This is a genomic window from Planctomicrobium mucosum, from assembly GCF_051466335.1.
Taxonomy (GTDB): Bacteria; Planctomycetota; Planctomycetia; order Planctomycetales; family Planctomycetaceae; genus Planctomicrobium.
In genome coordinates this window covers 3,024,712-3,039,951 of the sequence record NZ_CP195793.1, presented here as the reverse complement: position 1 = coordinate 3,039,951, position 15,240 = coordinate 3,024,712, and the positions used below count along the sequence as shown (strand labels likewise).

The following is a 15,240-nucleotide window of genomic DNA, read 5'->3' as shown; positions in this document are numbered from 1 at the left end:
ATTCAATTGAAGAATGATGGAGTGTTGACATGTATCATTCCTTTTCTGATGCGATGAATCTCTCTCGACGAACTCTTTTGAAGCGATCGGGAATGGGCTTCGGTGCGCTCGGACTCGCTGGACTGCTCGACAAGAGTAGCTTGGCTGCGACCGGCGAGCAGTCTGCATCCCAGGCGAGCACAGCCAAGCAACCGCACTTCACTCCCAAAGTGAAGCGTGTGATTCACTTCTTTTTGAACGGAGGCCCGTCACACGTTGACACCTTCGACCCGAAGCCGGACCTCAAAAAGTACGAAGGGACAGCACCACCTGTCAGCTTGACCACCGAACGAAAAACGGGATCTGCGATGCCGAGCCCGTTTGAATTCAAGAAGTATGGTCAAAGCGGGTTGGAAGTGAGCGAACTCTTCGCCAAAACCGCTGCCCACGCGGACGACATCGCGGTAATCCGCTCGATGTATGCGCAGGTTCCCAATCATGAACCGTCGCTGATGCTGATGAACTGCGGGGATTCCGTTCTATCTCGGCCCAGCGTCGGATCATGGATGCTCTACGGTCTGGGCTCCGAGAATGAAAATCTCCCCGGATTTCTCGCGATGTGCCCAGGCGGCCTTCCGGTCAAGGGTGCAGAGAACTGGCAATCGGGCTTTCTTCCGGGTGCGTTCCAAGGGACCTACGTCGACTCGCAGCACACCAAGATCGAACGCCTGATTGAAAATATTCGCAGCAATCATGCCACGACTGAAATCCAGCGGCGCCAGTTGGATCTGCTGCAGATACTCAATCAGGAACATCTAGCACAGCGGCAGGACGACCGACTTGAATCGCGAATTCAATCGTTTGAACTGGCGTTTCGCATGCAGATGGAAGCAGCAGAAGCGTTTGATGTCGAGAAGGAACCTGAGCATATTCATAATATGTACGGAACCGGAGTTCACGCTCGGCAAACTCTCATTGCCCGACGTCTGTTGGAACGGGGAGTTCGGTATGTTCAGTTATGGCATGGTGCGGGCCAACCCTGGGACGACCACACTAACCTCGCCACACACCACCGTGAGCTGGCAACTCAGATCGACCAGCCAATTGCAGCGTTGATGACCGACCTGAAACAACGCGGAATGTTCGAAGATACCCTTATTATCTGGGGCGGTGAATTCGGACGAACTCCGACCGTTGAACTCGCTGGGGGAATGTCTCAACTGGGACGCGACCATAACCATTACGGATTTTCAGTCTGGATGGCTGGTGGCGGCGTGAAGGGGGGAACGACCTACGGTGCAACGGATGAACTCGGGTTCAAAGCTGTCGAGAAACCGACGAGCGTACACGATCTCCACGCGACGATTCTGCATCTCCTCGGTTTCGATCACGAAAAACTGACTTATCGATATGCAGGACGGGACTTCCGACTCACGGACGTCTTCGGCAACGTCCTTCACGATATCCTGACTTAACGAGACACGTCGGAACCTTCAGTGTTTCAACGATCAATTTCTGCCAGACGGCAAGACAAAAAACAAAGAGAGCCCGCCGCATGTGTGCGACGGGCTCTCTTCTCATTATGGGCAGGCGACGGCTGCCGAAACGCTGAAGGTGTTACTTTCCTTTAGCTGGAGCCAGGTCAAATCGGTCAAGGTTCATCACCTTGTTCCAGGCCTTGACGAAGTCCGTTACAAAACGCTGCTCGCCGTCCTCAGAAGCGTAGACCTCTGAGATTGCCCGAAGCTGAGAGTTGGAGCCGAAGACCAGATCAACGCGTGTTGCTGTCCACTTCGTCTTTCCTGTGGCCGTATCCTTCCCTTCGAAGAAGTGCTCGCACATCGGAGACTTCTGCCATTCGGTGTTCATGTCCAACAGATTCACGAAGAAATCGTTAGTAAGAGTTCCCGGGCGTTCTGTGAGCACACCCAGTTCGGCGAACGGACCACTTCCAGAGTTTGCTTCGAGAACCCGAAGTCCTCCAACCAGCACCGCCATCTCTGGTGCGGACAACGTCAACAGTTGTGCGCGATCAACCAGGAGTTCTTCACCGGGACGATCGATCTCACGGGCGGCATAGTTGCGGAAGCCATCGGACTTAGGCTCGAGGAATGCGACGGACTCGACGTCGGTCATTTCCTGAGTCGCATCAGTTCGACCAGGGTCGAACGGAACGCTGATGTCGTGTCCTGCTTTTTTCGCTGCGTCTTCGACGGCAGCGCATCCTCCAAGCACAATCAAATCTGCCAGTGAAACCGCTTTCGCTCCAGCTTGTTTGTCGTTGAACTCTTTTTGGATCCCTTCGAGAGTCTTCAACACTTGAGCCAGTTCAGCTGGGTCGTTGACTGCCCAGTCTTTCTGAGGTGCCAGTCGAATACGTGCTCCGTTGGCTCCTCCGCGTTTGTCGCTTCCACGGAACGTCGCTGCGGATGCCCAAGCGGTCGAGACCAGATCGGAGGTCGACAGACCAGATGCGAGAATCTGCTTCTTCAACGAGTCAATTTCAGCAGCTTCGATGACTGGCAATGTCGCTTCCGGGACAGGGTCCTGCCACAACTGTGGAGGAGCAACTTCTGGCCCGAGCAGTCGGGAGTAAGGCCCCATGTCACGATGAGTTAACTTATACCAGGCTTTTGAAAATGCTTTTTTGAACTCTTCAGGATTCTCGTGGAACCGCTTCGAGATCTTCGCGTACTCAGGATCGAGTCGGAGCGCCAAATCTGTCGTGAACATAATCGGGGCATGCGATTTCGCTGGATCGTGTGCATCAGGAACAGTTCCCTCGGCAGACTTTTCCTTCGGAATCCATTGTGTGGCGCCCGCTGGGCTCTTCGTCTGTTCCCACTCGTATTCAAAGAGGTGATCAAAATAACCGTTCGACCACTGAGTCGGCGTGGTTGTCCAAGCACCCTCCAGACCGCTGGTGATGGTGTCACCACCTTTTCCGGTGCCGAATTTGTTCTTCCACCCCAGACCTTGCTCTTCGATTGAAGCACCTTCAGGAGCCGGCCCCACGTTATCGGCACTGGCAGCACCATGCGCCTTGCCAAACGTGTGGCCCCCTGCGATCAACGCAACCGTTTCTTCGTCGTTCATCGCCATTCGGGCAAATGTTTCACGAATATCACGGGCAGCTGCAATCGGATCAGGGTTTCCGTTGGGGCCTTCCGGATTGACGTAAATCAATCCCATCTGCACGGCAGCCAATGGGTTTTCGAGATGGCGATCACCTGTATAACGTTTATCGCCAAGCCATTCGCTTTCTGGTCCCCAGTAAATGTCTTCCTGGGGTTCCCAGACGTCAGCGCGTCCTCCAGCGAAACCGAAGGTCTCAAAGCCCATCGTTTCAAGTGCCACGTTGCCCGTGAGCACCATCAAGTCGGCCCACGAAATCTGATTGCCGTATTTCTGCTTGATTGGCCACAAGAGCCGTCGAGCTTTGTCCAGATTTCCGTTGTCCGGCCAGCTATTCAGAGGAGCAAACCGCTGTGTGCCATAGCCGGCACCACCGCGACCATCGCTCACGCGGTAGGTCCCGGCGCTATGCCAAGCCATGCGGATGAAAAACGGTCCGTAATGACCATAATCCGCAGGCCACCAGTCCTGCGAAGTCGTCATCAACTCTGCAAGATCCTTTTTGACAGCTGCCAGATCGAGTTTATTAAACTCTTCTGCATAATCGAAATCTGCCCCCAGCGGGTTCCCCTTTGCAGAGTTTTGATGCAGAATCGAGAGATTCAACTGGTTTGGCCACCAATCACGATTCGACATCGCTCCGGCCGCTGTATTTCTCGCGGATGGGGGATTCATGTGCCCGAGAACCGGGCAAGTCCCTCCTGAAGATTCATGGGATTTGGCTTCGCTGGGTTGTCCAGTCGACTTCTGCGGTGACGACACTTTCTGTGGAGTTTTCTTTTTAGATGCCGCATCTCCAGCGGCGACTCCGTTTTGCACCATGCAGCCTGCTGAAGTGACCAGCAAGGCTCCCCCTGCAACGCAGCTGTACCAAGACCTTAGTCTCATTCTTCAACTCCTGTTCATGAACGCGATGAAGGGGAAAGATGCACTTAGCCCTCAACGAGGAAACTCACAAGGCGCCCGTTCACCTGACACATTGAATTATGCATCCCACTTGTCGATACTTCCAATGCATTTTCCTTCTATCTGCGATGCATATCATGCATCACTGCGGGATACCTCAATATGGATCTGGATCAGTTACGCTACTTTCTTCAGGTGGCAAAACTTCAGAATTACACGCGTGCCGCAGAAGAACTCGGAGTTTCCCAGTCGGCTTTAAGTCGTTCCATTCAAAAGCTGGAAGAAGAACTCGGACAACCAGTTTTCGAACGGAGGTCCCGATCGGTGGCGCTGACGGAAGCCGGGACGCTGCTGCAGTCTCGTGCGCAACAGGTCATTACGATTCTCGATGACACGAAGGCGCAGATCACGGACGACGGAAAAAGCGGGCGAATTCGCATCGGGGCGATTCCCACAATCGCCCCGTACTACCTCCCGCAGGTACTTCTGCCGTTTTCACAGAAATACCCAATCGCGTCGATTCAGGTGCAGGAGAGAACGACCGACGCTCTCCTGCGTGGATGCACTCAGGGGGAAATTGATCTTGCGATCGTTGCACTGCCAGTCACTGATAAGTACCTCGAAGTCGAAGAGCTTTTCGTTGAAGAATTGTTACTCGTGCTCCCCCCGAAGCATGCGCTGGCTGAGAAGAAGCCCCTTCTCGTAACGGACATCGAACCCTACCCGTTTGTTCTGTTAGACGAAGCGCACTGTTTGACAGACAATATCGTTTCATTCTGCCAACAGCAGTCGGTCCACCCCGTCACGGTAGAGCGGACAAGCCAACTCGCGATGGTGCAGGAACTCGTATCTTTGGATCATGGTGTCTCATTGATCCCCGCCATGGCGCGTCAACGAGATCAGAGTGATCGCCGCGTCTACCGGTCTTTCACTTCGAACCAACCGACGCGTACCATCGCCGTAGTTTCAAACCCATACCGCTTTCAGAGTCGACTGATGAAAGCTTTACGCGAACTGCTGCGGAATGGAAATCACACGCTCCCGTAACCGTTATCGAGACATCTCACACGCCTCTTGAATTACGCGCCAGCGGCGGAAACGTGCGAGTTCTGAATGGGTGACCGTTCAGCTGCCACATTTGTCCAAGAGTCATAGGCTATGGAGCCGGAGCAGATTCAGCGGGGGGCGTCGTCATCTCTTTTCCAATTTCCTTGAAAAGGTCCACCCAAGAGAGCCAAACAAGATTTTGGATCGTCGCCTTTCCATCTGCTTTCAGCTGTGCAAGCTCGACCGGTGATTCATCTGGCCAATGTCCAATCCAGCCGTGAGAGATCCCGCGACTGGCCAGAAAGAACTCTTTGAGTTCTTCGGCCGTGCAAGTGAGTGGAAATGTCTCGCCAATGACGATTGGTTTGTTCCATTCGAACTTTTTCAGCGAGTCGATTGCTTCATCAACCTTCTCTAAGTGTGGGTAAATGTGCGGTGACACAAAATCGAGTTGCTCTGCGATCACTCGATACGTCCCAGGAAAAGGGAGCATCCCAATTGTGATCAGTCGATCTGAGTCGTGCTTGCGAATCGCCCCCACCATCAGCTTAACCCAGTCCGTGAAAATCTGATCGTTCGTCCGGTCACCAGGTTCCAGTGTCAACCACTGACAGAATTCGACGTCTCCCATTTGCCCGGTGTACCATCTTGGCTCTTCTTCACGATTGCGAAGACACACCCCGGGTTCGTTGACGAGATCGTACGCAAAGACCGCTGGACTGTCGGCACAGATTTTTGCGACTTCCTCCCAGAAAAAGGCCTGAATTTTCCACCGCTCTTCTTCCGAGACGTTGTCGTACCAATCGAGGCGGTTGGACATCTTGTAGCAGGCCAGGCCCGTTACCTTGAGATACATTTTTTCTTTCTCTGCCAGGCGGAGTACGAACTTCAGCTGTTCGACACCTTCCGGGTTGAGAGTAGTCGGACCATTCAAAAGCAACGGCATCTCGGGGTGAATGCGAACGACGTTTGTCCCGGCAGATTTCATCTCAGCGAATTCGCGCGCCACTCGATCGGGGGATTTAGCAACCCTCTCCAGCAGGTCAGCCGACGCGTAGTTATGCCCCCAGGGGACGAACGATTCTCGCGAAACACTCGTCACAAAACCGAATGGATTCTCCCTGACGTCGATTCGTTCCATCTCGGAAGCACCCGTGACAGAACAAACGAGGATTCCTGACAGAATGAGGAGTCCATTGCGGATCGAATGCGTCGTTCTCATTGAGATCATCCAGTTAGAAGTCGATGCCGGTCTCCCACAAGGTATTGGAACGCATCAAAAAATGAAAATGTCATGGCCCGCTCTAAACAATTACGAGGACTCGTCTATGATTCCTGTATGAGCTTCACTTCCAGATCGAGTCGAAAACGATTCAGCGAGTACCGTCAAGAGCTGAGCAAACGCCCTCGTCAACACGGCGTCACACGGCCTCACAGTTCGACGTCAACAACGTCGACATCACGTAGTCGGACGACGACTGAGCTTCTGAGAGCATTCTGGAAAATTCTCGGAAAGCAACGCGTTCCAGTGTTGGTCGCGCTTCTCTGTTTGACCTGCGCGACACTGATGGGGCTTCTCCCACCAGCTGCCACGAAATTCGTGGTGGATTATGTTCTGGGCGATCAGGTGCTCCCCAACTCAGGATGGCTGGCTTACCTCCCGCGCGACCGCTGGTCGCTTCTGATCAGCCTCACAATCGCTGTGACACTCGTGTCATTCATGAAATCTGCCCTGAGTCTTCTCGGAAGGTGGATTGCGACAAGTTCTACGAAGAAAGTTCAGCTCTCTGTCCGGAAACGACTCTTTGAACACACGATTCGACTCCCGTTGCCTCGAGTTCACGAACTGAAGTCCGGTGGAATCGCGAGTCTGTTACGAGAAGACACAGGGAGTGTCGGCGACCTGATTTTCGGTCTTCTCTACAACCCTTGGCGGGCGATTGTTCAACTCATCGGAAGCTTGATCATCCTCGCTTTTGTCGACTGGCGCCTCCTGTTAGGGGCGATCACAATTCTCCCCGTCATCTACCTGACCCATCGGACGTGGATTCGGGAAATTCGACCACGATCGCGGGACGTCCGGAGTCGTCGACAGGAGATTGACGGGCAGACGACAGAGGCGTTTGCTGGCATTCGGATCGTCCGCGCATTCGGTCGGCAACGGACTGAAGCGGTACGAATTATGACAGAGAACCACCTGATGGGGCGACAAGAGCTCTATGTCTGGTGGTGGATGCGGGCAGTCGAATTGCTTTGGGACCTGATGATTCCGATCGGTTCCGGAGCGTTACTGCTGTACGGCGGACATCAGGTCTTGCAGGGGACACTGACCACTGGCGACCTGATGATGTTCCTGGTGTATCTCGTCATGCTCATGGAACCGTTGGCGATTCTGGCAGAAAGTGCAGCGTCGCTTCAGAGTAATTTGTCCGCACTGGATCGAGTTGAAGATGCACTCGCTGAAGAACGAGAAATGCCCAGTGAGCCGGGAGCGTTGAAAATTGTTCCGGAGGAGATTCAAGGGAAGATCACGTTCAAAGACGTCTCGTTCCGATATCAGCCGACCGGAAACTGGGCACTTGAGCATATCAACGTCTCTGTGCCTGCAGGGAATGTCGTCGCTTTAGTTGGACCAAGCGGAGCAGGGAAGACAACGTTTTCGAACTTGGTTGCTCGCTTTTATGATCCCACTGAGGGTCAGATCTTGATCGACGGAATCGATCTCAAGCAAATCGATGTGGAAAGTTATCGCCAACTGCTTGGAATTGTGGAGCAGGACGTCTTTTTGTTTGATGGAACAATCGCTCAGAACATTGCGTATGCAGTTCGCGATGCATCGCAAAGCCAAATTGAAGACGCTGCCAGAGCAGCACACGCGGACCAGTTCATTCGTCAGTTTCCGAACGGATACGAAACGCGGATCGGTGAGAGGGGAGTCAAGCTGAGCGGAGGGCAACGACAAAGGTTGGCGATAGCTCGAGCGCTTCTGGCAAACCCTCGTATCCTCATTCTCGACGAAGCGACCAGCAATCTCGACACCGAAAGTGAGCGGCTGGTTCAGATCAGTTTGCGTGGGTTGATGAAAGATCGAACTTCATTCGTCATCGCACATCGGCTGAGCACCATTCAGAATGCAGATCTCATTCTGGTGATCGAGAACGGGAAGATTCTTGAATCAGGGACACACGAAGAACTTCTGGCTGCTGATGGGCGATATCGTCGGATGGTCGAGATGCAGACCGCTCCTGCAAAAGATTAAGCGAAGACCTTGGTTTCTGCATAAACCTCGCTGATGAGTCCATACTGAATCGCTCCCCGCGGTTCGCCGCCTCGCTCTGCGCACTCACATTAGGGCGATGGGCAGAGGAACGCTGGACAAAGAATGCCTACTTCTGGATTCTTTGTGAATTCTGCGTTAAATCGTCAAATGAATTGGAAACAGAGACTGAGAGGCATTTTTTGTACGAAAATGGCCTCGACTCCCGAAATGGACCTGCAAAGTGTCCCGCCTCGCAGAGCTTCCGAATGTCCCCCCAAATTGACGATCAGCACAAAACGTTTTTGCGGCTATTCACCGCAAACGAGGCTGCGATCCGTGCTTACGTTCGTCGCCTCGTTCCACTGAGGAGCGATGCCGACGACATCATGCAGGATGTCGCTGTCGTGCTTTGGGAGAAGTTCGATGAGTTCCGTCTCGATTGCGAATTTCGAGTCTGGGCGTTTCAAATTGCTAAGTTCAAAGTTCTGTCCTGGATCAGAGATCAGCGCCGGGGCAGGGTTGTTTTGGCAAATGACGTCGTAGAATTGATCGCCAAGGATGGGCAGCAGTTTGATCAGCAACTTCAGCAGAAGCGGGATGCATTGGGAATCTGTTTTGAAAAGATTCCTTCACACGATCGTGAAATTCTCTCCCGCGCCTATCAGCCAGACGCCGTGATTCAGCAAGTCGCGATTGAAAGCGGAAGAACAGTCTCTGGGTTCTACCAGTGGTTGTACCGAATGAGGCTGTTGCTGCAGGAGTGCGTTCAGCGCGAGTTAAAGCGTGAGGTCATTTCCTAATGTCATACAAACAACTTCACCAGCTTTATCAAGAGTATCTTGACGGTTCCCTCAGCGAAGCAGATCTGGAGCACTTGAACCAGATTTTGCGAAGCGATGCAGAGGCGCGTGTTCAATTCATCGAGTTGATGGATCAGGATTTGGCACTCGCGGCTTTGGTGGCGAATGATGGGATTTCCTCTGGGTTGACGCGAGAAGTCCAAATTACGTCGTATCACCGACAAAAACCGGGATACAAACGAACCATCGGACTCGTGAGTCTCTGCGCAGCTGTGCTCCTCGGCATTGGGATTTACCTCACGCTCCCCGAGAAGCAGTTTGCTTCCATCGTCAGTGCGACCGGTGTGAAATCCCACTCGGAAAGCACGCAACTGGGCAACCGGTGGCACCAGATCGACTCCGGAGTGCTCGAACTCAAGACCGCAACAGGGGCGCATCTAGTTCTCGAAGCACCGGCTCATTTCCGCTTCCATACGGCTCAAAAGCTCGAGCTTGAATACGGTCGACTGGCTGCAGACGTTCCAGCATCAGCGACCAAGTTTACGGTTGTCACCCCAACAGGGAACGCGGTCGACATTGGCACGAAATTCGGTGTCGATGTTCCTCTGGAGGGGGAATCGCAGATCCATGTGTTCGAAGGAGAGGTCATTGCAGAATCTTCGGACGGGGGCCTTCGAAAGAACTTGTTCGATGGAGACGCCTTTCAGCTGCAGGCTGGGGGTGGTCACCCGCGAAATTTGCGATCTGCAGCGTTTATCCGGCCGGATGAAGTCACGTCACTCCACGCTGCGATTAAGGCTGGAAAGCCGACTCAATCGGGAGAGGCTCTCGATCGCCTTCGCAATGATCCTTCGCTGATTGCGCTGCTTAATTTTGAATCCGATGAAAATCCGCCTGGCCGATACAGCATCGTTCAGGGGAGATGGCCGGGATCACGGGCCCCAGAGTTCATCAACATCGGAGACCATATGCAGCTGAATGTCGCGGAAGGCCAAACATTCAATCAATTGACATTGGCCGCCTGGGTGAGACTCGACCGATTCGGTGATCTTTACCAGTCGTTGCTTCACACGGACGGGTGGAGTAATCCGCAAGCTTTTGGCCAGATTCACTGGATGGTGACGGAGAAACGCCAGATGAGACTTGCTCTGTTTGGGAACGACATGGCCGATCCGAAACTCCGGGGAACATGGGAAGCGGATTCCGCGACAAGCATCCCGGATAGCCCACGGCGGTGGACACACCTGGCTGTCGTGTATGACTCGGATCAGAAGCAGATGCGATTCTATCTTGATGGCAAGTTCGACAACGTCGTTCTGCAGGAACCTGCTTACCCCGCTCGGTTAGGCCCTGCTCAGATCGGTAACTGGAACATCGATGACCGGAAATTAAGTGGCCGCATCGATGAACTGCTCATCTGGGGACGTGATCTCTCCGAGCAGGAGATTTCAGATCTCTTCGAAGCTGGAAACCCTTATCAGTGAAATCAGTCAACGCAACTTTTTAAGAAAGTGTGCTTAGCTGTGAATTCTCTCATAAAAAGACAATACACTGCGGAAATTAAAGTGATTGATTCAAGATGGTCGTGAGGTCAGTCAACGTGCATTGCCAAATGTTCGCGCGATGTCGAAAGAGTTCTCACATCCGCTGAAGGTCGGGCAGAACAGTGAATCAGAACGCGGTTGTTTGAGTGCGACCAGACAGGGACGAATGATGCGACTTACACGAAGTCTTTCGCTGCTGCTATTTGTTTTCACTTGCAGTCCTGCTTGGGCCGAAGTGGACTTCATTCATGACGTTCGACCGATATTCGAAAAGCACTGTTATTCCTGTCACGGGCCAGAGAAGCAGAAAAGCGGTTTCCGTCTCGATATTCGCAGCGAGGCATTCAAAGGGGGCGAGCTTTACGGTCAGACAATCGACACAGCAAATGCGGACGCCAGTTTGTTGATTCAATTCGTCGAGAACCCCGATGCTGATCTACAAATGCCCCCGGACTCCCGTCTTGATGCCAGCGAGATCGCAGTATTAAAAAACTGGGTGGCGGAAGGAGCAGTCTGGCCGGATGGCATCGACCTGTCTGTCGTCGTGGATAAAACCGATCACTGGTCCTTCAAACCACGCGAAGCTCAGAGTCCCCCAAAACTCACTGACGACAGTTGGTCACGAAATGCAATCGATCAGTTCGTACTAGAAAAACTCCGCGACAAAGGCTTTTCCCCCAGCCCAGTAGCGAGTCCCATCGTCTGGATGCGCCGAGTGTATTTCGATCTGATCGGACTGCCGCCCACTCCGGAAGAGATCGCAAAGTTCGTTGCAGAACTGGAGCAGGGTGATGTTGAATCCGCGTACTCTCGAGTCGTCGATGAATTACTGGCGTCTCCTCGTTACGGTGAACGCTGGGCGCAGCACTGGCTGGACGTCGTTCGCTACGCAGATACTCACGGCTTCGAGGTGAACACAGAGCGACCGAATGCATGGCCGTATAGAGACTATGTCATTCAGGCGATGAACAACGACACCCCTTATGATCAGTTTATTCGTGAGCAGATTATCGGTGATCAACTGGGGCAGGAAGCTGCGACAGGATTTTTGATTACTGCTTCCGTTCTGCTCCCTGGTCAGGTCGGAGCGGACGACGCCTCTAAACGACTCGCTAGACAAGATGCGATTGATGAGATTGTGACCAACATCTCGCAATCCTTTCTCGGACTCAGCGTTGGCTGTGCCCGCTGCCACGATCACAAGTTCGATCCGATCAGCCAATACGATTACTACGCGATGCAGTCGTTTGTCGCTGGAGTTGAATACGAAGATCGAGAAGTCGGCTCGCCGGTCAAGCTCTATAGCGAGGAAGAACAAAAAAAGTTCCGCGAAGATCTGCAGCAGGTCGAAAGAGAACTGACGAATCTGTTTCCACTCCCATTGAAGTCCGAGATTCGACCTGCGATTAACCCCGCGTTTAATACAGAGCGAATTCCATCAGTTGTCACGAAAAAGATTCGCTTCGAAATCAAATCCACCAACTTATATGAGCCATGTATCGATGAACTCGAAGTGATCAACGCCTCAGGGGAGAATGTCGCTCTGACGACTGCTGGCGCAACAGTGACGGCATCAGGAAGTAATGTCTCACCCGGCAGACATCAGTTGGAATACCTGAACGATGGACGACATGGCAATTCATCAAGCTGGATGTCGAATGAAGTCGGCAAGGGGTGGGTGATTGTCGAATTCCCTGCGCCTCAGGAGATCGTCCGCATCAATTGGGGACGCGACCGACATCAGCAATTTGGCGACCGACTGGCAATCGAATATCTGGTCGAAGCTGCGAAGGAAGATGGAAGCTGGCTCGTCATTGCGGACCAGACAACTCGCAAACAACCTGCAGCGGAACGATTGACGATCGCAGAAGCGTTTGGCTTTCAGGGGGATGCTCTCTCCAAGGCAGATGAACTAATTGAATCGCAGCGAACACTACACAGTCAGATCTCCGGGGTCGAAGCAAAGCTCGTCGCCTTCGCTGGCAATTTTCGAACTCCCGATCAAATTCACTTACTCACCCGAGGTGACCCGGAGCAGCCGAAAGAATTGATTATCCCGACGATTCTCAGTTCTTTCAGTTCGGTGACGTTACCTGTCGACGCTGGCGATGTTGATCGCCGCAAGGCACTTGCAGCATGGATTTCCAGTCCAGAAAACCCACTTACTGCCCGGGTGATGGCGAATCGTATTTGGCAAGGTCACTTTGGTGTTGGACTTGTCGAAACACCCAGCGACTTCGGACGCACCGGAATCCCACCGACTCATCCCGAGTTACTCGATTATCTCGCAGAAGAGTTCATTCGGGCAAATTGGTCGATCAAAGCAATGCACCGGCTGATTGTCCTTTCCTCCACTTATCGTCAGTCTTCGGCAAACAAAGAAGAGTACGCCAAACTGGATGTCGACTCACGTTACTTGTGGCGGTATCCGCCCAGGCGACTGAACGCCGAGTCGATTCACGATGCGATTCTTGCATGCAGCGGGCGATTAAATCTCCGTATGGGTGGACCAGGATTTGATTTGTTCAATCTTCGGGGCGGACTGACCGGGTTCATTCCGGTGGAATCGTTTACTCCCGATGGGCGGAGACGTTTGATTTATGCCCATATGGTCCGACGTGAGCGTGATGCTGTGTTCGGAGCATTCGACCGGCCCGATGGGGGGCAAAGTGCTGCCCGCCGATCCGAATCGACCACACCGATTCAGGCTCTGAACCTCTTCAATAGCAAGTTCGTCCTTGAGGAATCGGCAGCGCTTGCAGAGCGACTGACAAAGGATTCTCCGGAGAGTCAGCAGAAACAGATTGAGCGTCTCTGGCAGATTACCCTGAACCGGGCACCGACACAGGAAGAATTGGATGATGCGATGCGTGTCGCGGATGAATTCGGGGTCGCATTGTTATGTCGCGCGATCTTCAACAGCAACGAATTTCTATTCATTCCATGATTGAATGGTCGTCGCACACCAAGTCAACTGAGACTTCATTACAACCTGATCACGGGATTGAGATCTGGAGCCGAAATGCTGAACCGAAGACACTTTCTCTCAGACGCTGCTTCTGCACTGGGAGGTATTGGGCTGCTCAACCTGCTTCAGAATGATCAGCTACTGGCCAGCGACAAACCAGTGATTGATCCTGCACGCCCATACTTTCCTCGACAACCACATTTCACCCCCAAGGCCAAGAATGTCATCGTGGTGTTCTGCGCGGGAGCAGTCAGTCAACTCGAGACATGGGATTACAAGCCGGAATTGATTCGGCTGGATGGCCAGCCGATGCCGGGTGGTCCAGCGGTCACTTTTCAGGGACCGTCAGGAAATCTTGCTCGTCCACAGTTCGACTTTCGACCGCGGGGGGAGACCGGGATGATGGTTTCCGATCTCATCCCTCATCTGGCTGAACTGACGGATGAACTGGCGTTTGTTCACTCGCTGACAAGCACCAGCAACACTCACGGTCCGGCTGAGAACTTTCTTTCGACGGGGTTTAATTTCGACGGCTTTCCCAGTCTGGGAGCGTGGATTAGTTACGCTTTGGGAAGCGAGAATCAGGATCTCCCCGCTTTTGTCTCCATTCTCGATCCGCGAGGCGTTCCTCAGGCTGGATCCAATAATTGGAGCCCGGGATTTTTGCCGGCAGCGTTTCAAGGGACGCTGCTTGGAACCAAGGCACCTGTGCGAAATCTGAGTGCTCCTGGCGTTGAACGAAGAGCAGATGATGCCGCCCGCGAACTGCTTGAACGAATGAACAAAAGGCACGCTGAGCAGCAACCGGCGGAAGATCGCTATCGGGCGCGCATCGCGAGTTATGAACTCGCTGCCCGAATGCAACTCAGTGTTCCCGGGATCATGGACCTGAACAACGAGCCAGAACACATTTTGAAGTTGTACGGCGCGGACGACACTGAGAACTCGCTCAAATCGGAGTTTGCCAGAAACTGCATCCTGGCGCGGAAACTGGTCGAACGAGGGGTTCGGTTCGTACAGCTATTTAATGGTGCCTATGCCAGCGGTGGGGAACTCAATTGGGACGGACATAACGCACTGAAAACACAGTACACTCGGCATGCAGCCATCATGGATCAGCCAGTGGCAGCCTTGATTCGCGATCTCAAACAACGTGGGCTGCTCGATGACACGCTTGTCGTCTGGTGTACAGAGTTCGGACGACTCCCCATGTTCCAGAAGGATGCGTTCGGTCGCGATCATAATCCTGACGGATTCACCTGCTGGATGACAGGGGCAGGAGTGAAGCCCGGAGTACGGCATGGGCGTACAGATGAACTCGGCAGCAAAGCCGTGGAAAATATCCATCCACTCTATGACTTCAACGCAACCATTCTGCATCTGCTGGGGCTCGACCACGAACGACTGACATTCGAGCACAATGGGATTCAGAGAAGAATCACCAACGTTGAGGGCCATGTGATTCACGACATTCTCGCGTAGATCGAGGGCGAGTAAACCTTGTGAGTCAGCGCCCCATCGGTCGCCGATCACTTAATGTTCGACATCGGCAGGCAAGCACATCGCGGGATACTTGAGTGTCTAAAATGAAGCGTCCTGCTC

General features: G+C 53.2%; 9 protein-coding genes. 7 read left to right on the top strand and 2 right to left on the bottom strand.

Features of this window, described 5'->3' with window-relative positions; translation table 11 throughout:
- Positions 1–29 precede the first annotated feature (29 nt).
- The gene (locus SH668x_RS12180; protein WP_437185334.1) at positions 30–1,454 is read left to right on the top strand and encodes a DUF1501 domain-containing protein; all 1,425 of its coding nucleotides are present in this window, start codon (positions 30–32) and stop codon (positions 1,452–1,454) included.
- A 142-nt stretch (positions 1,455–1,596) separates the two neighbouring features.
- On the opposite strand, the gene katG is transcribed toward SH668x_RS12180, so the two are convergent.
- Entirely contained in the window at positions 1,597–3,789 is a 2,193-nt protein-coding gene (gene katG, locus SH668x_RS12175; RefSeq protein ID WP_437188543.1) for a catalase/peroxidase HPI, read from the bottom strand.
- A 393-nt stretch (positions 3,790–4,182) separates the two neighbouring features.
- Here katG and SH668x_RS12170 point away from each other — a divergent pair, with 393 nt between their 5' ends.
- Positions 4,183–5,067, top strand: coding sequence for a LysR family transcriptional regulator (locus tag SH668x_RS12170; RefSeq protein WP_437185333.1), 885 nt, complete (start codon positions 4,183–4,185; stop codon positions 5,065–5,067).
- Positions 5,068–5,176: 109 nt separating this feature from the next.
- Here the strand turns inward: SH668x_RS12170 and SH668x_RS12165 are convergent, their stop codons facing one another.
- Complete coding sequence (locus tag SH668x_RS12165) at positions 5,177–6,289, bottom strand: cellulase family glycosylhydrolase (RefSeq protein ID WP_437185332.1); 1,113 nt, start codon at positions 6,287–6,289, stop codon at positions 5,177–5,179.
- Positions 6,290–6,361: 72 nt separating this feature from the next.
- Between SH668x_RS12165 and SH668x_RS12160 the strand changes: the two genes are divergently transcribed.
- The 5 genes from SH668x_RS12160 to SH668x_RS12140 all read left to right on the top strand — a co-directional run bounded on the left by SH668x_RS12160 (position 6,362) and on the right by SH668x_RS12140 (position 15,120).
- On the top strand, positions 6,362–8,326 hold the full coding sequence (locus SH668x_RS12160) for an ABC transporter ATP-binding protein (protein WP_437185331.1): 1,965 nt from the start codon (positions 6,362–6,364) through the stop codon (positions 8,324–8,326).
- Positions 8,327–8,592: 266 nt separating this feature from the next.
- On the top strand, positions 8,593–9,126 hold the full coding sequence (locus SH668x_RS12155) for a sigma-70 family RNA polymerase sigma factor (protein ID WP_437185330.1): 534 nt from the start codon (positions 8,593–8,595) through the stop codon (positions 9,124–9,126).
- Positions 9,126–10,610: a LamG-like jellyroll fold domain-containing protein gene (locus tag SH668x_RS12150; protein ID WP_437185329.1), complete on the top strand. Its 1,485-nt coding sequence runs from the start codon at positions 9,126–9,128 to the stop codon at positions 10,608–10,610. The genes SH668x_RS12155 and SH668x_RS12150 overlap by 1 nt, the downstream gene beginning before the upstream one ends.
- Before the next feature lie 226 nt (positions 10,611–10,836).
- Positions 10,837–13,617, top strand: coding sequence for a PSD1 and planctomycete cytochrome C domain-containing protein (locus SH668x_RS12145; RefSeq protein WP_437185328.1), 2,781 nt, complete (start codon positions 10,837–10,839; stop codon positions 13,615–13,617).
- Positions 13,618–13,692: 75 nt separating this feature from the next.
- On the top strand, positions 13,693–15,120 hold the full coding sequence (locus SH668x_RS12140) for a DUF1501 domain-containing protein (RefSeq protein ID WP_437185327.1): 1,428 nt from the start codon (positions 13,693–13,695) through the stop codon (positions 15,118–15,120).
- Positions 15,121–15,240: the final 120 nt, after the last annotated feature.

Bases quoted from the DNA above. Each gene is read 5' to 3' on its own strand.
- SH668x_RS12160 (WP_437185331.1), top strand. From the start codon at position 6,362: ATGGCCCGCTCTAAACAATTACGAGGACTCGTCTATGATTCCTGTATG.
- katG (WP_437188543.1), bottom strand. From the start codon at position 3,789: ATGAATCCCCCATCCGCGAGAAATACAGCGGCCGGAGCGATGTCGAAT.
- SH668x_RS12180 (WP_437185334.1), top strand. From the start codon at position 30: ATGTATCATTCCTTTTCTGATGCGATGAATCTCTCTCGACGAACTCTT.
- SH668x_RS12155 (WP_437185330.1), top strand. From the start codon at position 8,593: ATGTCCCCCCAAATTGACGATCAGCACAAAACGTTTTTGCGGCTATTC.
- SH668x_RS12150 (WP_437185329.1), top strand. From the start codon at position 9,126: ATGTCATACAAACAACTTCACCAGCTTTATCAAGAGTATCTTGACGGT.
- SH668x_RS12165 (WP_437185332.1), bottom strand. From the start codon at position 6,289: ATGAGAACGACGCATTCGATCCGCAATGGACTCCTCATTCTGTCAGGA.
- SH668x_RS12145 (WP_437185328.1), top strand. From the start codon at position 10,837: ATGATGCGACTTACACGAAGTCTTTCGCTGCTGCTATTTGTTTTCACT.
- SH668x_RS12170 (WP_437185333.1), top strand. From the start codon at position 4,183: ATGGATCTGGATCAGTTACGCTACTTTCTTCAGGTGGCAAAACTTCAG.
- SH668x_RS12140 (WP_437185327.1), top strand. From the start codon at position 13,693: ATGCTGAACCGAAGACACTTTCTCTCAGACGCTGCTTCTGCACTGGGA.